Below are 19993 nucleotides of genomic sequence, written 5' to 3'. Positions count from 1 at the left end.
TAGATGGCATCTTGTTTGGCGCGGGTCACTTTTACAACTTATTGCCGTGCAGCATAACCATCTTGAAGCTCCGGACTCTGATGCCTAATATGGTTGTAATGCGCAGGATTGGAGTAACGTATGATAGAGTCTCTCTCGGCAATTTCGGTGTTCGTGAAAGTCGCTCAAATGGGGAGTTTTGTCTCGGCAGGTCGCGCATTGGGGTTAAGTGCGTCCGCAGTCGGGAAGCGTGTAACAAGCCTTGAAAGCTCAGTTGGGACGCAATTGCTGCAACGCAACACCAGGCGGATTTCGTTAACGTATGACGGGGAGCGTTTTCTCGGTCACGCATTGCGGATCGTTGAGGAGATTGAAGAGATGCAGAATGCAATGCACTCTGCCAATCAGGAGCCGAATGGAAAAATTAGAATTAGCATAGCTCCGGTGCCAAATTTATTTATTGATAAACTTTATGGTTTCTTAGAAAAATACAAAAATATCGACATCGAATTTGATTTTTCCGATAGATTTGTTGATCTCGTTGGCGAAAATTTTGATGCAGCTCTCCGTATAGGTCACAAACAAGATGGAAATGTTCGCTGCCATCAAATAGGAGATATGGTCAATGTTATTGTAGCAAGTCCAATTTATTTAAGTAATTTTGGTAATATTGTAAATGAAGATGATTTATTATCACACAAACTGATACACTATCGCTCAAAAAACTCAGGCTTAATTCAACCTTGGCCGCTTGCAAGCAAGCGCTCACTTGATCTTCCTCATTCAATTATATGCAATGACATTGATACTCGTATAAAACTTGCGGTTAAAGGTGCTGGAATAGCCTATTTACCGGCTGTTTCCATCAATATGCATCTGGAAACGGGCGAACTTTGTACGATCCTTGACGATCAAATTACAGATACCAGGGTGCCAATACATGCGGTTTGGCCTTATGCTCATAGGTATTCTCTACGCCAACGATTGTTAATTGACTACTTAAAAAATATACAGATCTAATGACCCTTGACATTCATCTGATTGCGAGACGCATCGGTGCAGCGCTCAGCTACAGGTCATCATTTGGTCTTTGATAGGCCGTTTATTTGGTCGCTGCCGTCGAGGCTTTGCATTGAGCGGATTTCGGGTTCCCACAAGCAAGCGTTCTTTTAAGGGCTCTGTTGCAAAGATTTCAAATAGCAATGAAATTCCCCAACCTACTTCGTCAAGCGGTCTGACTTTTGAGATTCTGGGCGAGCAGCGCCACGGGGCTTGTCGCACACCTCCACAGAGGTCGGGGCTATCCCTTGAACGATGCCACTTTCATGTTTTGTTAACCTTTGTAAGTCCAAAGAGACGCGCAACCAGATCATTCTGATCGTTAACTGTCCAGCCGCTGGAAAAGCCGAAGCCTTTCCTCAACCACAGCATTGCCTCGAAACCGGCAATCCTTCGCCGCGCCGTGTTGAAAGATTGGAAGCCGTCGATCTTCGGCATGTTCTTCTTCACACGGAAATGGTCGCTCTCAATGCCTTGTTGAAGATGCTTGGTGACATAATGGACGGGATCGGGATTTAGAAGCCCGTCTTCAACCGACGCTTTGATCGCCGAGGGGAAGGTATTGGCACCATCTGTGCCGATCTTATTCGGCGACAACAAGGGCTGATCTTTCAGCATCTTGCAGAAGAACCGCTTGGCGGCGTCCAGATCACGCTTTGCGGTCAGCAGGAAATCCACCGGGTTGCCATGCTTATCGATGGCTCGGTACAGATAGCGCCATTTGCCGCGGATCTTGACGTAGGTCTCGTCAATCCGAACCGATCCGCAATGCGGCCGGCGGAACTGGCGAAGACGCGTCTCGATGACAGGCGCGCAAGCCAATACCCACCGGTTGAATGGTGCGGTGATGACCTCGAAGCCGCACTCTTCGAACATTTCTTCGAGATCTCGATAGCTCAGCGGATATCTTATACGAAGAGTCATTGAAAATGACTCTTCGTATACCACTTTCGAATATCTCAAGCCCTTGATGCATTTGAGATATTCGAAATTTTTTAAGTCGAGGATGCGTGAGCATGTCAGAGACTTGGTATTAAATACCAGGTGATCGCTTGAACGATCAGCCATGCCTCGAAATGCCTGCCTTTGAAATCATCCTTCGATTGACGCTTCAGTTTTTGGGTAATCGTATTCACAATCATCGCTACGCTCCACAACATCTGGAGCGGGAATTTCTCTCCCGATGGGCAACATACCGTTAAGCGCAGAAATTTGCGACAGGCCCGGTTGAACTATTCCTCGTGGATGGCGTTGCGTCGCGACCTGGCTTTAGCCAGGGCTTGGTGACGCCTCTCCGCTTGCGCTAGCAAATGAATATTTGCTTCAGGTGGCGATCCGGCTGTTGTACCACTCACCAAACCCTCTATGTGGGCGGCTTGCGACGTGACAGTGGTATGGACAAAGAAATCGACGATCGGAATTTTCACACCGAACATACTTGAGAGCTGCCGCGCAAGTTCAGTCACCAAAATCGAGGATCCACCCGCAGCGAGAAACGGTCGATCCAGCGGCGGATCTGGAACATCAAGGATGGAAGACCAAACGGACGCGATACGATCGCGCGCACTTCCGGTGATTTCCTTTGTTGCTTTTATTGGTGTTGGAGAAAGGCTAACCGGTAGCGCCGAGTAGTCGACCTTTCCGTTGTGGGTGAGCGGCATCCGAGAAAGGTAAACGAATGTCGAGGGGACCATATATTGGGGAAGGCTGGCCAGGAGCGCCGCCCGAAATTTCTCGTCGCGTGCGCGGTCGACGTACCACTTAAACGGTGTTATATCCTTCTCGTCGGTCAGGGACTGGCGTGGGCTCTCAAATGCAGTTGAAACGCTGCCGTGAGATGTAACGGCTATATCGATCTTCGCGCCCGAAACAGGTTCGCTCCATCTGATGCAAACAGAACGGTGATTCTCATTCGCCCAGGTCCGGATCTCATGAGGGCCAAAATCGGCGGCCACATATGAAATGTCACTGGCAATCCCATCATAGATTTTGTTGTTTGAAGGTGGCAGATTTGCGCGAAGACGACGATTGGGAATGTTTTTCAGTATGAATGAGCCTGGGGCGGAAGCAAGCCATTGTGACAGCCGGATGCCGCTTGACGCAAGCTCATCAAATTTGAACACTTCTCCACTGTCGTCACGCTTGCGATCGTCGGTATCAAGATGCAAGATCACGTCGTAGCGAAAGCGAGTCATTTCGTCTTCGCCATCGCCGAGACGTAAGTCGATCTCGACTGCAGCAACACGCTTCATCTTCCGGACGATATTATCAATTTCAGCAGGGTCGAGCCATAATTCCCCCCGGCCGATTTCGTTCGCCCGGCTGGCGAAAACTTCATCCGACAGCTTAGGATGCGCAAGCCGCATTTCGGCTGCTATACTGGGCCTGAGGGAGACGGCAGGGATATCACCGATTATGATTTTCCCGCCGGTCCTGCACGCATCGACGGCTTCGCTCAGAACGAGCGACAGGTAGCTTTTGTCGGGGAAATACTGGACGACCGAATTCAGTACCACCAAATCAACAGGCTTGGACATGTTCGCACGGAGATCATGTGCCGGCACACAACTCAATGTCCATCGCTGCGATGATCCGATGCGGTCGGTTAATCGACCGTGCGCCGCCTCTATGGCAGCGCCAGACAGATCGCATCCATGATAGTTTGACACGCCAGTATTCAGTAAGTACTCGCCAAGCAATCCGACACCGCATCCTACGTCAAGCACGCTGTCCACAGATGATTGAAGAACACGGTCTGCAGTAGCGCTTGCCCAGGCTCTAACCGCCTCCTCTTCGATTGGCTTACCTGTGAAGGAGGATGTGTATCCCGTTTCCTCAGCTAAACCAGATCCCCGCTGTAGAGTGTATGAGGCGTCCCATACCGATCCCCAGTTTTCGAGGGCCTGCGTGTCTTGTATTGCCTCATTCGAGACGACGTAGGCTACGAGGCGCTTGTTGGCCCGGTTATCTTCGGCCAATTTTATCGCGGATTGAGCAACGCCGGGTAAGGCATTGAGGACGTGTTCAATTTCGCCCGGCTCGATACGGAAGCCGTTGAGCTTAACCTGTCGATCTTTCCTTCCGACATATCCCAAAGTTCCATCCGAGCGCTCCTCAACCATATCTCCAGTTCGATATTCGAGAGTGCCTCCGGTTGCTGACGCAACGAACCGGTCTGCATCGAGATCAGGACGCCGAAAATATCCGGCAGCGACTCCAGGGCCGGCAATGCGAAGTTCTCCGATTCTTCCGTCCGGCTCTGTGGTGTCGATAGCGTAACCAGTACCTTCGAGGGGACGACCAATCGACACGGACCTGGCAGGATCGGTAAAATCTTCCGGTGAAAGGCGGTGGCCAAACGACCAGATCGTCGTTTCCGTTGGTCCGTAAAGATTCCATGCGATGGCGGCATGATCGTGGAGCTTACGGGCCAGATCGAATGGAAGAGCCTCTCCTCCGCAAAGTGCACCGATCTCGCTTTCCTCAAACCATCCGGACGAGACGATCATCCGCCACATTGTCGGCGTTGCCTGTACCAGGCATCGCCCTTGCGCCGCACCAAGGCGGATAAGTTCTTCGCTGCTTTTCGATTCATGATCGTCTGCAAGCAGGATGGTTCCCCCGTGGGCTAGTGGAAGTAGCAATTCGAGAATGGATATGTCGAATCCGAACGTTGTGGCGGCCAGCATTTTGCGCCATTCGCGAAACCGGATGAGCTGTTCCACCGCACCGAGGAAGTAAGAAACGTTCCGGCGGCGGACCATCACGCCTTTGGGGCGACCAGTCGATCCGGATGTAAACATTATATAGGCCAGCGTATCGTCATCGATCTCTAATGCTGGAGGAGACGACAAGCCGTTGGTGTTGATGCCGTCGAGCGGGATGCGTGTCCGCGCCGGAAAGCTGCCAGAGTTTTTGTCATCAACGACAAGGAAGTGCAGATCCGCCATTTCAGCAACAAGCTTGTTCCTTTCGACGGGGGAGTCGATGGGCAAGGGGACAAAGGTCGCCCCGAGTTTGAGAACGGCCAGCAAGGTGGCAATGAGGTCCGGCGATCGCCGCAGATGAATCCCGACCCGGCACCCGATTGAGAGCCCTGTTGCGTGAAAGGTTGCCGAGAGTGCCGATGCGCGTTTGGCAAGGTCACGGTAACTGGAGGCTTTTCCGTGAAAAACGATCGCAGCCGCATCGGGATTTTCTAGATCGGCGTCATGAATTCTGTCGATGAAGCACAGGTCGCTCATTCGTTTTTCCCTCATGGCATCCCCGGACTATTCGCTCAGGGATTTGAAAACCCGCGTTTCGACGGATTCAGCCACCCATTTTTCCCATTGCCCCCGATAACTCTTCAGAAAATGGAGTGCAGTTTCTTCCGGACTGGCTTTCTGCTGGTGCATATAGGCAGCCAGTTCACCCATCGTTTGTGTGCCGATAAACATCGTGCGCAAGAAACTCGTGATGTCAGGGTTTTCCGTGGCCATCTTCTTAGTCACATATTTCAGGATCGGTATCGTTTCGTAGGCGCAGGCCCGTTCCGCTGGTACTCCTGGCTGAAAGGGCGTCAGGATTTTTTCGATTGAGGCCCAGCAGGCCGCGTCATAAGGCGGCTCCTCGACAAGCGTCAGGTCGATCATGCTTGGCATAGCACTGGGCGCCCAGTAATATGTGATGAAAGGACGGCCTGCCTCGTATTCCTTCAGAATGATTTCGTTCAGCTCATTCTCGTTGGTGGGCTCGATCGACTTGAGTTCCTTGTCCAGGCCGTAGGTAGCAAGCTTGATGAGGTTTATTTCACGGCATGCCCATCCCGGAATGCAATTCACGAGCATCGCCTCCTTGTTGGGATTGGCTTGTCTGAACGCTTCGGCATAGCGGGTAATATCCGAAACACCTTTGAGGTCAGGCGCGATTGCCTTGATGTCACGAGCGGGATCGCCCTTGATGACGTAGGTGGGAACGTAAAAGCCCTGGGATGCACTCTCATAGGTCTGACCGAGTTCAAGAATGGAACCGGCCGCAACCTGCGCATTTACCCACTCAGCCATAAGGTTGTTGTACATTTCGAGGTTGACGTCCATCGTCCCGTTCTGCATGGCCTCCTGCATTTTCGGGACATTGGAATCGACATCCACTGCGTCACGCTCGAACCCGTGTTTGACTATGTAAATGGCGATCGCGTTGCTGATCTGGATATTTTCCCAACCGCCATCGTAAAATGTGATGGGTTTCTCGATGGTTTGCGCACGGGCGTCTTTGAGAAACGGAACGCAACTCATACTGATCGCCAGAACGGTGGCTTGAATTCGGGTCTTCATTGTCAAACACATGGTGATCTCCGGGAATAACTTTAATGAGAAGAGATGAGCCTGAAATCCGATCTACGTATCTTGGTCAGGAACTCCGCAAGCGTGCGTGAGGCAACTTCGATAAGGAGTTCGCTTTGGGTTTCCATGAAGTAGTGGTCACCGGGGAAAAACTGGGTGACAAGTCGCATTTCGGAATGTGCCTGCCAGCCCAGAATATGTTGACCTGTCGTATATGGGTCGGCCCGTCCCCCCAGAGCGGTAATCGGGACGCCGAGCGGTCGTTTAGGTTGAAAACGATAGGTATTGTTTAGCTGATAGTCGGCTTTTATCACTGGCAACATGAGTGACAGCAGCTCGGAATCTTTGAACAATGCTCTGTTGTTCGCAAAATTCACGTCCTGAAGCATTTCGATGAAATCCTGATCCGTAGCAACACCGGCACGGGCTGCCGTGGCGCCAAATTGCGCAGCATCAACCGCCGCCTGGTCTTCATTGTAGATCTGGGGCGCTCTCGAACCCGCGACGAAGAGATGAGCAGGCAACATGCCAATTGCCTGATGCAAATGGTGCGTCAACTCGAAGGCTTGCACGCCTCCGATGCAGTGCCCGAAAAAAGCAAATGGCCTGTCGATATATTCTGCGAGTGCGGGTGCAAGACCGTTCACAAGCTGGCTCATCGTCGTGTAAGGAGTTTCATTGAGACGAGAGCCTCGTCCCGGAAGCTGAACGACCGCCACCTCGATGTCGGAGCCGAAGGCTTCATCCCATCCGTTGAAAACGGCTGGGCCGCCGCCGGCATATGCGAAGCAGACCAGTTTTAGTCGAGGATCGACACCTTTGTTCTTGACCACAAGAGGTTCACCGGCACCAGGCGCGGCGGTGACACTTGTCTTCAAAGGGGAGTCTGCCTCGACCTGATCAAAGACAATCTGTGCAATGTCGTTGATCGAGGCGCCCGCAAACAGCGGGCCGAGCGGAAGGTTGATCCCCAGGGCCTTCAATGCATTTCGCAGTTCCAGGGTAGTGAGTGAATCGAAACCCAGCCGATTGATGGGAACGTCTGCCGGGACCGTTTCCGGCGTCGATCCGATTGACTTTGCCACGATCGACGAAACGGCGGCGACGATGAACTGTTGCCTCGCCTCGACGGGAACGGCGGCGAGATCATCCTTGAATTTGCCCTCAGTCTTCGGCGTTTGCCGGATATTCGCCTTCTCGCCAAGATTCGAGAAGAGTGGCGGTGTTTCTCCCCCGAACTGAGCGAGGTAAATGGTCCAGTCGATTGGAAATGCGCCGTGCACGCCCCTGTGGCCAAGCAGCGAGTGCAGTTTCGCCAAACCGACCTCGGGAGGGAATGACCTTACGCCCATCGCCGACAATCGTGCTCTGTGTGTATCGGTCAGGTTCGAGGACATTCCTTCGCCCTCCCATGGTCCCCAGCATAGTGCGAGTGCCGGAAGCCCTTCCTGCACGCGTCTTGTGACAACCCCTTCCATCGCGGCGTTGGCCGCGACATACGCAGCTTGCCCTCTGAATCCAAGCATCGATGACAGCGAGGAAAAGCATACGAAGAAGTCGAGGTCGTGCCCGCGGGTATGTCGGTCCAGAAGCATCGCCCCCTGAACTTTGGGCCTCAACGCCCGTTCCAGAGAATCGCTGGACAGTTCAGGGAACATGCCGCTCTCGGTAACGCCGGCGGCGTGGAATATGCCTCGAAGAGGAAAACCCGAAGCGTCTATGGCCTCGACTACGCGCGCAATATCGTCATTCGATGTTACATCGGCGCTCTCGAACCGAATGTCTGGTGAGATGCGTCGCAGTAATGCGAGGTCCTGTTGTTTTGCGGCATCGCCTGTTGTTCTGCCGACGAGGACAATCTTTCCGGCTCCGAGCGTAACCAGCCATCGGGCGATCGATTTTCCGATCCCACCGAGCCCGCCGGTAATTAGGTAGGTTCCGTCACTACGAATTGCTGTGGCCGGTGTTTCCGCCACTTCGAAATCTTGCAACCGGGCCTCGAAACGGCGGTCGCCGCGGAACGCATACTGTCCGTGTTTCTCCTGCTTGAGCAGGAAGCTGATTGCATCCCTGCATCCCAAGCTATCCAGGTCGATCAGCGAGCACGAAATGCTGGGGTGCTCATTTGCGAATACAGCTCCAAGGGACCAGATGGCCGTCTGCGATGGTTCGACCTTGGCATCGCTATCCGTGACGCTCATAGCGTTTCGAGTGATCACCTGAAGGTGGAAGTCGAGTTGGCTCTCCCACCTTGAAAGGTTGCGAAGAAACTGCGCAGTCTCGTATACATCCTCCCAACCAGTTTGCCGATCTGAGGATGCTGCTGCCTCGTTTTTTTTCTCCGTGAATGACACATAGGTGATCAGGCACTGGCATGGCCGTTCTCTGCCGGGGGTGTTGCGGACGAGGCGCTGGATTTCATCCAGTTTCATGTCCTCGACATAGATGACGATTGGCCTGTGTCCGTCGCTTATCTCCTTGTCCTGTATAATTTTCTGCTCAAGGCAACTGACAAGATCGTCTGCGGCGCACCGGCGCGGACTGCATATCAACAGGATATCCGGCACGTTCCCGCTTGTCGGTATATTTCCTTTATCCTCAGTCCAGACAGTCTGGTGGAACCATGGCTCCTTGGGCGCTTCGGGAGTCGGCCAAAAACGACGACGCTGGAACGGATAGGTCGGAAGTTCGACACGAGAGAGCTTCCTGCTCTTGTACAGATGTCGCCAGGAGATTTTGGCGCCGCCCCTATAGAGTTCGGCCAGGGCGGTTACGTCCTGTTTTTCGTCATCTGCTGCATCGCTCAGCGCTGCCACCCAAGTGATCGCATCGGCGTCCGGCCGATCACTGGAGCAAAGTTTTCCCAGATTTGCGAGAACTGGGCGGGGGCCGATCTCCAGAAAAATCCTGACACCCAATTGGAGCGCTGCATCGACGCTCTGTGCGAAAAGCACTGGTTTGCGCAGATGATCGCACCAATATTGCGCGCAGGCCATTTCGTTTGGAGAAGCAATGCCCGATACATTGGTGATGATCGGAATCTTTGCGGATGAGAATGCCACAGTTTTCGCCACAGCGGTGAATTCCGGGAGGATCGGCTCCATCAGCGGGCAATGCGAAGCAAATGACGTGTTCACTATGCTGTTGGATATATCCCGAATAGTCAGGTGATGCCGTAGCGCCATAATGTTGGTGGACGTTCCCGAAATAACCACGCTGTTGGGAGCATTGATGGCAGCAATCCACAAATCGCCACCAAGATCCGCAATAAGGCGGGTGGTGTCCTCGGCACTGAGCGCTACAGCCAACATCCAACCGGCAGGTTCAGCCTCCTGCATGAGCCGGCTGCGGGTTGCTACTAGTCTCAAGGCATCGGGAAACTCGAAAAGCCCGGCGAGGCATGCGGCGGTGTACTCACCGAGACTGTGGCCGATCAGCACATCGGGCTGGAGTCCGCGGCTTAACCAAAGTTGCGCGAGGGCATACTCGAAAGCAAGCAAGGCCGGTTGCGCATACCGTGGCTGATCGATCAGGGTGTCTGCGGGATTGGCTGGAAACAGAACATCAATGAGATTGACGCCACAGGCCTGCTCGACGAGCGGAGCCGAGCTCTCGATCCAACGCCGGAATACAGGCTCACTCTTGTAGAGCGTCCGTCCCATGCCAACATAGTGTGCGCCGTGTCCAGAAAACAGGAATGCGATCTTGCCGGAAACAGTCTCGGCGATGTTCCCGACTGTCTTCGACAGGTTGTCAAGTTGCTCGGCCATGTCCCTATGATCTGCCGCGACTATGGCGCAACGATAAGGCAAGTCAGCAAGGCCTGTATTTGCGCTGTACGCGATGTCCTGTAGTTTCGCATTTTCTGACGACCGCAGGAAATCACGATAGCGCGTTGCCAAATCGCGGAGTGCCGGCACCGAATGCGCAGAAAGGGTCAGGACTTCTGGTCTCGATGCAATGGCGGGTTCATCTGATGCCTTGCGCGGGGGCGCTTCTTGCAGAACGACGTGGACGTTTGTTCCACCAACTCCCAAGGATGTCACGCCTGCGCGGCGCGGCCCTTCACTTGCCCAGTCCAGAGAGTCTGTGTTGATGAAGAATGGCGTCCCATCAAAGCTGATCTCGGGATTCAATGTCTCGAAGTGCAGGGTAGGGGCAATCATTTTATGTCGTAGGCTAAGAGCAGCCTTGATTAGGCCGGCAATGCCTGCAGCTGCAGAAAGATGGCCGATGTTCGTTTTTACCGCTCCTAGTGCGCAACTTCCCGGCTCTGCGTTCGAGCCTCCGAATACGTCTGACAATGCGCGTATCTCGATCGGATCTCCCAGTGGTGTGCCGGTTCCGTGTGTTTCGATGTAGGAAACACTTCCAGGTGATACGCCTGCATTCAAGAGCGCCTGTCGGACAACGTCTGCCTGGCCCCGAACGCTCGGCGCCCCAAAGCTTGCCTTGTCCGCGCCATCGTTGTTGGCCGCGGAACCGCGGATGACAGCATAGACAAAATCCCTGTCGGTCATGGCGTCATCGAGACGTTTCAATGCTACCACACCAACACCGCTAGCAAACACCGTTCCGTCCGCAGATGCGTCGAAAGAGCGGCAACGACCGTCGCCGGACACAATTCCACCTTGCTGATAGAGATAGCCGACACCATGCGGCACGAGCACTGATGATGCGCCTGCCAGCGCAACGTCGCATTCGCCCAGTTGAAGCGCCTGGCATGCAAGGTGTACTGAGAGAAGGCCGGTTGAGCAGGCACTCTGGACGTTGAGGCTTGGCCCGCGCAAGTCGAGTTTGAAGGAGGTCCTCGTGCAGACGTAGTCCTTGTCGTTTCCCAACATGGTAAGGAAACCTGAAGCGGTGTCCAGATAACGATTGGTTTCGCCGGTGTTCTCGTTCGCATGATATTGAAGGAGATAGGTGTTAGGACCTGCTCCCCCATACACCCCCACCGAAAGGCCATCGCGTCGTTGTAGTTCGCCCGCTGCCTGGAGAGCCTCCCAGGCACATTCCAAGAACAGGCGGTGCTGGGGATCCGTTGTTACGGCTTCCTTCGCGGTCATATTGAATAGCTCTGCGTCGAATTTATCGAAATTTTCGAGAGCAGCACCGGCGGGGACATAGTCGTCGCTGTCAAGCACCGCCTCTGGAACGCCCTGCTGCCGCAATTGCGGTCGGGACAGCTGAACAATGCTTTCGCGCTTGGCGATTAAATTTTGCCAGAAAGATTGGGGGGTGTCGGCGCCCGGGAAACGGCAAGCTATGCCCACGATCGCTATTTCGTTACCTTGAAAATCATCTTCCATAACGCTGCTCGTTTCATTAGGTGATGAATATTGTTGTGGCTTAAATGGTTGTTGATGGTGGCCTGTTACTTATTCACGCTCCACCTGGCTTACCCCACATCGTTGTTGGAGGAAGGATGCTTCCTCTAAAACTCATATCGCCGACAAAAAGCCGAGCTGCCGCCTATGCGACATAGGAAGCTACGTGTCGGGCAGGGAACCGATCCCGGAGACGTTGTTGAGATGGTTGTCGGATGAGGAAACTCGCGAGGCAGCCTTGGTCATCGATCCAGCCGAGCGTGCTCGCCGGCTGGTGGCGAAAGCTGTTCTCAAAGGTAAACTCGGCAGCATCCTTGATGTCGAGCCATCGTCGCTTCTTTTCGAGAGAACACCTCACGGTAAGCCCTTTCTCGCCCTTGCGCGCTTCTGCTGGCTCCGATTCAACCTTTCGCATTCGGGCACTTTTGTTGCGGTTTCCCTTGGTCGCACCGAGCTTGGTATTGACATAGAGAGGCACAGGCCTCTTGGGGACGTTAATGCTTTGATGGATCAATACTTTTGCCGGGATGAGCATCAGTTTTTCCTCAAGCGCGATGGCGAAAGCCACTTGGAAAAGTTCTTCTCGTTGTGGACCAGAAAGGAAGCTATTCTAAAAGCGATGGGAACAGGCTTCAGCCGCTCCCCAGAAAGCGTTTCGGCGGCGGGAAGCGAAATCATCGAGGGCTGTTGGCGAGTCCATTCCATCATTGCTCCGCCTGGTTATTCTGCGGCTGTTGCGTGGCAAATTTGATTTCGTTGGCTTAATGCCGGAGTATCTCACTCCAGCGTCGAAGGTTGCTCTGCAGTCTGCGTGCGTCGAATGCGTGGTACCCACGACAGCTGGACACCAAGAGTCCCCAGCATTATCAGTGACAGTCCAACCCATTGAGTCGACTGGAGAGCTTTTCCGAAGGCGAACCAGTCAACGAGTATCGAGACCAGCGGAAAAAGAAAGGCTAGGACGCCGATGACCGGTGTTCGCAAATGCGGATAAGCAGAGAACATCAAGACATACGCTATCCCGGTGTGGAGAACTCCGAGTGATGCGAGCCAGATCCAGGAAGCGTTCGGAACAGGTTGGAGAAGCTGCGCAAACGGCGCAAGGAGTATAACGCCGACCACGGTCTGCATGAGTGTCGTCACTTCTGGGCGCTGCTCTCCCACGCCTTTCCCAATTATGGTTCCTATCGCATACAGCAATGCGGCAATGAGCGAGAGGCCAACGCCTAGGTACCACGAACCGTCAGCGGACGTTGATGCGCCCACTAACCCCGTTGAAAGAACCAATCCTAAGAAGGCTAAGGCAATCCAAAACAACTCGGTCGGCTTTACCGTTTCCTTGAATACAAGCGCGCCGATAAGGACGACGAGGAACGGCTGGATATGGTATATGACTGTCGCGGTACCGATGGTTGTGTATCCATAAGCACCAAACAGAGCTACGGAACTGCCGATGTTTCCGACGCCTCCTATTGCCGCTAGTAAGAGCAACTTGGGAGAGAGCTTCGCCGGCTTCAGGTAGCCAAACACTAAGCACCATGTGAAGAGGAAGACGGTTGCGAAAACACAACGCCAGAAGACAGTCGCAAATGGAGGCAAAGAACCCTGAACAGCGAAAAGGCCGATTGTGCCAAAAATGACATTGGAGAGCGCTAGATTGAACACAGGCCAGCTAGCGGTTTTCGCCATTATCCACCCATACATATCATTGGACAGTGATATGTGACATCTTGTTGTAGGTGATGTCAATGACAGATGAATTAAAGGTGGCGGCCCGAATCGCCGGTATGTTGTCCGATCCCTGTCGGTTACAGATGCTTCAAAGTTTGACATGGGGGCCTTGCTCAGTTGCAGAACTTGTTGAACTGACGGGCTCTTCCCAGTCAAACGTCTCCAATCATTTACGTAACTTACGAGACCACAGCCTTGTAGAGGCTGAAAAAATCGGTCGTCTTGTTTTCTATCGCGTGTCGTCGCCTGCCGTCGCGGAAGTCATTTCATCTCTATCATGGGCAGCGACGGGCAGTGCGAATGCCACTACTATGCAAACGCCTGAACCGCTTCGAACAGCACGTGCGTGTTACGACCATCTTGCGGGAGATGTCGGCGTACGGGTGTTCAAGGGGCTAGTTAAACATGGAGGGTTAACCGAAGCGAAGTTCCCATGGGCGGAAGTTGAAATGGGTCCGAACGCCGAAGCCGTTTTCGGAAGATTAGGTGTCGATTTAGCAAAGCTTGAGCTAAATAACGGCTATCGTCGGCTCGCGTTTGGCTGTCCGGACTGGAGTGAGCAAGGACAGAGTCATATCGGCGGTCACATTGGTGCTTTTCTCTTCAAGCATTTCCTTGCGCAGGGATGGTTACAGACGGCAGCTTCAAGAGCGGTCAAGGTAACTGAAAGCGGTAAACGCGCGCTGGGATGGCTGATTGGCACGAGTGAAGGATAGTTGCAGTGACCGTCATGCGTTGGACTGGCACTGTAAACTCAAAACCGTGACACCATTCTATCGGCGTGAGGTCCTGGCTTATGCGGCGTGAAGGCGCGCGATTTTGCGCCATGGTAGTGGTCCGATTCCGACATTTGCCTCCGTTTGCAGCACCCTCGAGAGCAAATGTCGGAATCTTCAGGACCACTAGCAAGTCACTGTTTCTAGTGGAATTTAAGAATTTGACATTTGATCCTCGAGGGTGCCGCACGGGGGTATCAAATGTCAAATTCATTCCACTAGATGTCGTAGCTATGTGCGGCATTAATCGTGGAGATGAAACGCTTTGTGCGATCCTGCTGCGGGGCCGTGAAGATGTTTTTGGCACTGCCCGTTTCAACAACGCGACCAGCTTCCAGGAACACAACATCATTGGCAATCTTTGACGCAAGCCTAAGATCGTGAGTGGCGATGACCATGGTGGTTCCTTCGCCAGCCAATCGGCTCAACACATCCACAACCTCTGCCGCAAGTTCCGGGTCTAGTGCCGATGTCGGCTCATCACACAACAAAACGCGCGGCGATGGTGCCAAGGCTCTGGCAATGGCAATGCGCTGCTGCTGGCCGCCAGACAAGGTGGACGGCCAGACATCGGCCTTATGCGCCATGTCCACTTTGGTCAGCAGTTCCATGGCACGCTCACGGGCCTTTTCCTTCGGCCATTTCAACACCGTGACCAAGCCTTCCATCACATTTTCCAAGGCTGTCTGATGGGGGAATAGCTGAAAATTCTGAAAAACCATGCCGGTTTGGCGGCGAATTTTCTGAATGGATTGCCATCTGATTTTCTGGTCGGGTGTAAATGTCAGGCTTGCCTCGCCAATCTGAACGGTGCCCATAGTCGGTATTTCCAGCAAATTGATGCAGCGTAACAGCGTGCTTTTGCCACCACCAGACGGGCCAACCAGCGCCGTAACATTGCCTTGCGGAATCCGCAGGTTGATATCTTTCAAGATAACAGCATCACCAAAACGCTTTTCGATATTGGAAAGCTCAATCATGCATTGGCCTCCATCATGCCGCCATACCGGGCAAAGCGACGCTCCAGCCGCACTTGCAATGTCGAGAGCACAGAACTGAGGGCGAGATAAATCAATGCCGCTTCGATATAAAGGATCAGCGGCTCATAGGTGGTGGCCACAATACGTTGCGCCGCCTGAAACAGTTCAGGCACAGTGATGGCAGCAGCAAGCGACGTGTCTTTCACCAGAGAAATAAACGTGTTGGACAGCGGCGGCACGGCCACGCGGGTAGCCTGCGGCAAAATCGTGCGCAGCATGGCTTGATGCCAGCTCATGCCAATCGAATAGGCCGCTTCCCATTGGCCTTTCGGTACGGATGAAATGACCGCCCGAATGATTTCAGAACTATAGGCACCAATGTTCAGCGTAAAGCCGATCAGGGCCGCCGGAAAGGCATCCAGCAAAATACCAAGGCTTGGCAAGCCATAGAAAATCACAAACAGCTGGACCAACAGAGGGGTGCCACGAATGACCCAAACATAGAAGCGGGCAATCGCCGCCACCGGTTTCGCACCAAACAGTCGAGCAATGGCCGTCACAAGCCCAAGCGCCAAACCGAATGTAAACGAAAGTATCGTCAACGGAATGGTAAAGATCAACCCTGCCCATAGAAGCGGGCTAAGTGAATCCAACATCAATTGAAGCCAATGCGGCACGGGCATGTTCCTCAAAAAAAGAGGCGCCCGGCAGAGATTTTCGCCGGGCGCTCATGACATGATTATAGAAGAATTTGGACAAGATCCAGCGGTCAACATACCACTACTTGGATACGTCTTGACCAAAATACTTGTCGGAGAGGCGTTGGTGCGGGGATCAAATTTTCAACGTTTTGCGACTATGTGGCTGCGATCGAAAATAGCAAGATTGATCCCGGATGCCGCACAAACATAACGCTTCCCGCCGCCATCACATCGGTAAAATGAAGTTCAAAGTGACGAACTGGGCAGAGTATGAGGCGGGCCTTCGCCGCCGTGGCAGTTTAACTCTTTGGATAACGCCAGAGGCGCTGGCAGGCTGGGCGGCCCCACGGCGTAAGACGCGCGGTGGCCAGCCTCTCTATTCGGATCTGGCGATCGAAACTACGTTAACGTTGGGCATGGTGTTTGGGCTGCGGTTACGCCAGAGCGAAGGGCTTATGAGTTCGGTGCTTGATATGATGGCGCTAGATCTGCCTGTGCCCGATCACACCACGCTCAGCCGCAGGGCCAGAACCTGGAAGCCATCGGCCAGAAGCACCGACCGACAGCATGTGCCAGACGGACCCATTCACGTTCTGGTCGACAGCACCGGGCTCAAGGTCTATGGCACCGGCCAATGGCTGGAAGAAAAGCATGGGACAAAGTCCCGGCGTGGTTGGCGCAAACTGCACCTGGCTGTTGACGCGGACAGTGGCGAGATCATTGCCCATAGCCTGACGGATCAGGAAGCCGGCGACACTTCGCAGCTGAAGCCGTTGCTGGGTCAGATCGATGATGAGATCGGCCAGTTCACGGCCGATGGAGCCTATGATGGCTATCCAACTTACGACGCAGCTCTGCGTCACAGCGCAGGCGCAAAGGTCGTCATTCCACCGCGATCGAACGCGGTAGAACAATCCTGCGCCCAAGCGTCCTGCCAGAGAGACGACCACATCGCGTCCGTCCAGATAGATGGCCGGTTGAAATGGCAGGCATCTACCGGCTATGGGAAACGAGCATTGGTTGAAACCGCGATGGGTCGATATAAAGGCGTCATTGGACAGCGTTTGCGCGCTCGGACATTCCTCGCTCAACAGACAGAAGCTGCGATCGGCGTCGCCATTCTTAACCGAATGCTGGCCTGCGCACGCCCGAGATCCGTCCGTTGCCAAGCATCGGCGGGAGCAACCAAATAAGCCAGAAGATCAAAGACCGAATACCGCACATTAGCTGATCCGCGCACCAACGCCATTTTGTGTTCTAGACAAAATGATGCCGATCAGGGGTCGTTGCAGCTCCGGGAAGGACTGATCGTTGGTGTAGCTGTACCACTCAATTCCATGCCCGGAGCGCTTGATGATCAAACAAGCGAGTTGAGTACCGCGCCTACTATATTGGCGGCGGATCAATACGAGGGCGGAGCTGCGGGCGAATTCGCCCTTAGATTTCTGATGTCGCGAGCGGGAGGAGACCCAAACATACGTGCGTATTCGCGGGTGAATTGCGAAAGACTTTCATAGCCAACGGCGAGTGCAACTGCTGAAACATTACCCGGCTTGGCAAACAGCAGTCCTCGCGCTTCGTACAATCTGATTTGCTTTTGATATTGGATTGGGGAAAGGCCGGTGCTTGTTTTGAAGCGCCGCTGGAAGGCGGAAGGGCTCATGTTTGCAGCGGACGCAAGGTCCTCTACCTGGAAGGCGGTTGCATATTCCTTCCTCAGCCGGATCAAGGCGTTTCTGATTTGCGCGAACCGGTCATCGATGCCTGCGACTTGTCTGAGAACAGCACCTTGCGGGCCACGTAGCAGTCGGAACAGGATTTCACGCTCGAGCAATGGACCCATCACGGCAATCTCGTCGGGTTGCTCCATCAGGCGTAACATTCTGAGCCAGGCATCAATGAGTCTGTCACTCGCGCGATTGACGGAAAAACTTCGCGTGTCGGCCAGTTTCGTCGGGTTGCGGTCGTCGCGTAGCAGGTCGGCGACCAAAGAGCGATCGAACGTTAGGCTGACAGCGAGGTACGGACCCCTGGCGCTTGCGTCGACGATCTCGCCGACCACGGGAAGCTCCACAGACCCGATAAACGTCTGCCCTGCGGTATATTTCAGAACCTGGTTTCCAACGAGCAGGCGCTTCTCACCTTGTAGGATAAGGCTAACCAGAGGCTGATAGATTTCTGGGAAAAGCTCTGTTGGCTCGGTAACCTTGAGGATGTCGACGCGAGGGATTCCAGTTCTGGTAAGAACGCCTTTGGCATGTTCTCCCACAAAATCTCTCAAAGTATGGATGGCATCGCTCATTGCAGCAGATGTCGCACGAGCTGAATTTTAGATCAACGTCGTTGGCAGGAATGTGCAAATTTTAGACTGGATCAGACACGCGAGATCGTCAGCCGGAGCCTATTGGTGTTCAAGAGCACCATGGCCCGCTCCTACGCGGGTCACAAAAGCCGATCACGGCGTGAAATAGGGGCTGCAAGAGTGCCGTGAGCTTGAAGCGCGCTACGCCATCCAACGAAAGGTACATTCCAATGGAAATTAAGGACGCAGTTATACTCGTGACCGGCGCTTCGTCGGGTATTGGTGAAGCCACCGCACGGGCTGTTGCTCAATCGGGCGCGCGGGTGGTCCTGCTGGCCCGTCGGAAAGATCGCATCGATGCGCTGGCGCGGGAATTAGGCGATGAAGCACTGGCAGTGGTCTGCGATGTCACCTGCACCGAAGATGTGCAACAGGCCGTCCAGGCCGCTATCGGAAAATTTGGTCGTATCGATGCCCTGGTGAACAACGCTGGACAGGGTCTTTATGGCGGTATTGAAGACATCGGCATTGATGATTTTCGAAAATTGCTCAACCTCAATAGCGTGGCCCCGCTGATAACGATGCAGGCGGTCATCCCGTTTATGCGCAAGCAACACGCTGGAAGCATTGTCAACGTCAGCTCGGGTGCAACGCTTGCCATATATCCAGGCTCAGCCGCCTACACCAGCTCCAAATCGGCTCTGAACATGCTGTCAAGTGTGGCGCGCCTTGAGCTTGCAGATGCTGGAATTGTCGTTTCGATAATGCACCCATTTATAACAGCAACTGAATTCTATGGCTCCGTGAAATCGGGCCTGGATTCAGCAAAAGCACAGGAAGCTGGCACGGCATCGTTCGCACAGCGACCTGAGCTGGTGGCGAAAACAATCCTTGACCTGATCAGGAATGGGGATGCGCAAACTGATCTCGTGCCGAAGGAATACGGAGGTAGCTTCGAAGGCTGAGGATTTCACCTATCTAGGGCGGCCGTTCAATCCACCTTCGCCATAGAACGACTAATGCCAGCGTCCAGTACACCGATCGGTACCGGCTTGGGCAAACCTCGAGGTGTTTTCAAGAGGGTTCCGTCGCAAATTTTTGAAATGATCGCAGGTGTGGCTATCGCCGGACGCAGTTATGCAGCGAGTTCAGCAAATTGCTGAAAGGCGGATTGGCCTGCTGTTTGGAATTGGCCCTTTCTGATCATATGGGCGACCTCAATTCCATCCAATGTAGCCGATGCTGATGAAAAGGATTTGAAACCCTTCATCGGTCGCGTCAGCTTCTTGATAAAACGATGGTCCTGCTCAATGATGTTGTTGAGATATTTGATCTGGACAATCTCGATCAGCCAGAACCAGCCGTGGAACAGCAACAACCAGTTCATGTTTTGCAATCCGGCAAGGTTGGCGCCGCTCTTGTCTATGACAACTTTCTCAGGCCAGCCACTATTGCCTATAGTGCGAGCAAAGAAGGTGCTGGTCGTTGATTTCCGCCGATGGGCCTCACGGGCTATCAGGGGTGAATATTTCACAACCCATCTGTTCAATGTCGCATGATCGACTTTAACGCTGCGCTCCGCGAAAATCTCTTCCAGATCACGATACGAAACGGCATATCGGACGTACAAAAACACCGCGTACAAAATCACGTCTTTCGGGTAATGGCTGCCTTTGAAACTGATCATACGCGCAAAGCTCGGTCTGTAATCTGGAAATCAGATGACACCTATGACGCCATCAGGTGAACAGAAAGTTTGCGACGGAACCTCAAAAAGTGGCTCAAATCCTGCTGAAACTCACCGAGCCGTCGCG

14 protein-coding genes and 1 pseudogene are annotated in these 19993 nt (G+C 53.6%); 5 read left to right on the top strand and 10 right to left on the bottom strand.

Going from position 1 to position 19993, the window contains the following annotated elements; translation table 11 throughout:
* Positions 1 to 120 precede the first annotated feature (120 nt).
* A complete protein-coding gene (locus tag FS819_RS19110; RefSeq protein ID WP_156547172.1) occupies positions 121 to 999 on the top strand; it encodes a LysR substrate-binding domain-containing protein in 879 nt (292 codons plus the stop codon).
* Between the two features lie 303 nt (positions 1000 to 1302).
* On the opposite strand, the gene FS819_RS19105 is transcribed toward FS819_RS19110, so the two are convergent.
* From FS819_RS19105 to FS819_RS19085, 5 genes and pseudogenes are all read right to left on the bottom strand, one after another.
* Entirely contained in the window at positions 1303 to 1962 is a 660-nt protein-coding gene (locus FS819_RS19105) for an IS6 family transposase (protein WP_409050025.1), read from the bottom strand.
* A 110-nt stretch (positions 1963 to 2072) separates the two neighbouring features.
* A pseudogene (locus FS819_RS19100) lies at positions 2073 to 2180 on the bottom strand (IS6 family transposase); the annotation flags it as partial.
* Positions 2181 to 2270: 90 nt separating this feature from the next.
* Complete coding sequence (locus tag FS819_RS19095) at positions 2271 to 5282, bottom strand: amino acid adenylation domain-containing protein (protein WP_197434036.1); 3012 nt, start codon at positions 5280 to 5282, stop codon at positions 2271 to 2273.
* A gap of 27 nt (positions 5283 to 5309) precedes the next feature.
* Complete coding sequence (locus tag FS819_RS19090; protein WP_156547168.1) at positions 5310 to 6365, bottom strand: glycine betaine ABC transporter substrate-binding protein; 1056 nt, start codon at positions 6363 to 6365, stop codon at positions 5310 to 5312.
* A gap of 20 nt (positions 6366 to 6385) precedes the next feature.
* The gene (locus FS819_RS19085; RefSeq protein WP_156547166.1) at positions 6386 to 11671 is read right to left on the bottom strand and encodes a type I polyketide synthase; all 5286 of its coding nucleotides are present in this window, start codon (positions 11669 to 11671) and stop codon (positions 6386 to 6388) included.
* 184 nt (positions 11672 to 11855) lie between these two features.
* On the opposite strand from FS819_RS19085, the gene FS819_RS19080 reads away from it, so the two are divergent.
* Positions 11856 to 12440: a 4'-phosphopantetheinyl transferase family protein gene (locus FS819_RS19080; protein WP_156547164.1), complete on the top strand. Its 585-nt coding sequence runs from the start codon at positions 11856 to 11858 to the stop codon at positions 12438 to 12440.
* A gap of 26 nt (positions 12441 to 12466) precedes the next feature.
* Here the strand turns inward: FS819_RS19080 and FS819_RS19075 are convergent, their stop codons facing one another.
* A complete protein-coding gene (locus FS819_RS19075; protein WP_197434037.1) occupies positions 12467 to 13378 on the bottom strand; it encodes a DMT family transporter in 912 nt (303 codons plus the stop codon).
* Positions 13379 to 13437: 59 nt separating this feature from the next.
* Between FS819_RS19075 and FS819_RS19070 the strand changes: the two genes are divergently transcribed.
* Complete coding sequence (locus FS819_RS19070; protein ID WP_197434038.1) at positions 13438 to 14136, top strand: ArsR/SmtB family transcription factor; 699 nt, start codon at positions 13438 to 13440, stop codon at positions 14134 to 14136.
* 278 nt (positions 14137 to 14414) lie between these two features.
* Here the strand turns inward: FS819_RS19070 and FS819_RS19065 are convergent, their stop codons facing one another.
* Positions 14415 to 15176, bottom strand: a complete 762-nt coding sequence (locus tag FS819_RS19065) for an amino acid ABC transporter ATP-binding protein (RefSeq protein WP_156547158.1) — start codon at positions 15174 to 15176, stop codon at positions 14415 to 14417.
* On the bottom strand, positions 15173 to 15853 hold the full coding sequence (locus FS819_RS19060) for an amino acid ABC transporter permease (RefSeq protein ID WP_234625131.1): 681 nt from the start codon (positions 15851 to 15853) through the stop codon (positions 15173 to 15175). Before FS819_RS19060 ends, FS819_RS19065 begins: the two co-directional genes overlap by 4 nt.
* A gap of 218 nt (positions 15854 to 16071) precedes the next feature.
* On the opposite strand from FS819_RS19060, the gene FS819_RS19055 reads away from it, so the two are divergent.
* Positions 16072 to 17070 carry an IS5 family transposase gene (locus FS819_RS19055; RefSeq protein ID WP_156547153.1) on the top strand — a complete coding sequence of 333 codons (999 nt, stop codon included), beginning with the start codon at positions 16072 to 16074 and terminating at the stop codon, positions 17068 to 17070.
* A 209-nt stretch (positions 17071 to 17279) separates the two neighbouring features.
* Here FS819_RS19055 and FS819_RS19050 read toward each other — a convergent pair whose 3' ends face one another.
* Positions 17280 to 18179 carry an AraC family transcriptional regulator gene (locus FS819_RS19050; protein ID WP_156547151.1) on the bottom strand — a complete coding sequence of 300 codons (900 nt, stop codon included), beginning with the start codon at positions 18177 to 18179 and terminating at the stop codon, positions 17280 to 17282.
* Between the two features lie 230 nt (positions 18180 to 18409).
* Here FS819_RS19050 and FS819_RS19045 point away from each other — a divergent pair, with 230 nt between their 5' ends.
* Entirely contained in the window at positions 18410 to 19144 is a 735-nt protein-coding gene (locus FS819_RS19045; protein ID WP_156547149.1) for an SDR family oxidoreductase, read from the top strand.
* Positions 19145 to 19314: 170 nt separating this feature from the next.
* Here FS819_RS19045 and FS819_RS19040 read toward each other — a convergent pair whose 3' ends face one another.
* Positions 19315 to 19866 carry a DDE-type integrase/transposase/recombinase gene (locus tag FS819_RS19040; protein WP_156547148.1) on the bottom strand — a complete coding sequence of 184 codons (552 nt, stop codon included), beginning with the start codon at positions 19864 to 19866 and terminating at the stop codon, positions 19315 to 19317.
* Positions 19867 to 19993: the final 127 nt, after the last annotated feature.

This window comes from Allorhizobium sp. Av2, from assembly GCF_021462805.2.
GTDB lineage: Bacteria > Pseudomonadota > Alphaproteobacteria > Rhizobiales > Rhizobiaceae > Allorhizobium > Allorhizobium vitis_G.
This window is presented reverse-complemented; position numbering and strand designations above follow the sequence as displayed.

Bases quoted from the DNA above. Each gene is read 5' to 3' on its own strand.
- FS819_RS19110 (WP_156547172.1), top strand. From the start codon at position 121: ATGATAGAGTCTCTCTCGGCAATTTCGGTGTTCGTGAAAGTCGCTCAA.
- FS819_RS19050 (WP_156547151.1), bottom strand. From the start codon at position 18,179: ATGAGCGATGCCATCCATACTTTGAGAGATTTTGTGGGAGAACATGCC.
- FS819_RS19040 (WP_156547148.1), bottom strand. From the start codon at position 19,866: ATGATCAGTTTCAAAGGCAGCCATTACCCGAAAGACGTGATTTTGTAC.
- FS819_RS19090 (WP_156547168.1), bottom strand. From the start codon at position 6,365: ATGTGTTTGACAATGAAGACCCGAATTCAAGCCACCGTTCTGGCGATC.
- FS819_RS19075 (WP_197434037.1), bottom strand. From the start codon at position 13,378: ATGGCGAAAACCGCTAGCTGGCCTGTGTTCAATCTAGCGCTCTCCAAT.
- FS819_RS19065 (WP_156547158.1), bottom strand. From the start codon at position 15,176: ATGATTGAGCTTTCCAATATCGAAAAGCGTTTTGGTGATGCTGTTATC.
- FS819_RS19105 (WP_409050025.1), bottom strand. From the start codon at position 1,962: ATGACTCTTCGTATAAGATATCCGCTGAGCTATCGAGATCTCGAAGAA.
- FS819_RS19085 (WP_156547166.1), bottom strand. From the start codon at position 11,671: ATGGAAGATGATTTTCAAGGTAACGAAATAGCGATCGTGGGCATAGCT.
- FS819_RS19055 (WP_156547153.1), top strand. From the start codon at position 16,072: ATGCCGCACAAACATAACGCTTCCCGCCGCCATCACATCGGTAAAATG.
- FS819_RS19095 (WP_197434036.1), bottom strand. From the start codon at position 5,282: ATGAGCGACCTGTGCTTCATCGACAGAATTCATGACGCCGATCTAGAA.
- FS819_RS19070 (WP_197434038.1), top strand. From the start codon at position 13,438: ATGACAGATGAATTAAAGGTGGCGGCCCGAATCGCCGGTATGTTGTCC.
- FS819_RS19045 (WP_156547149.1), top strand. From the start codon at position 18,410: ATGGAAATTAAGGACGCAGTTATACTCGTGACCGGCGCTTCGTCGGGT.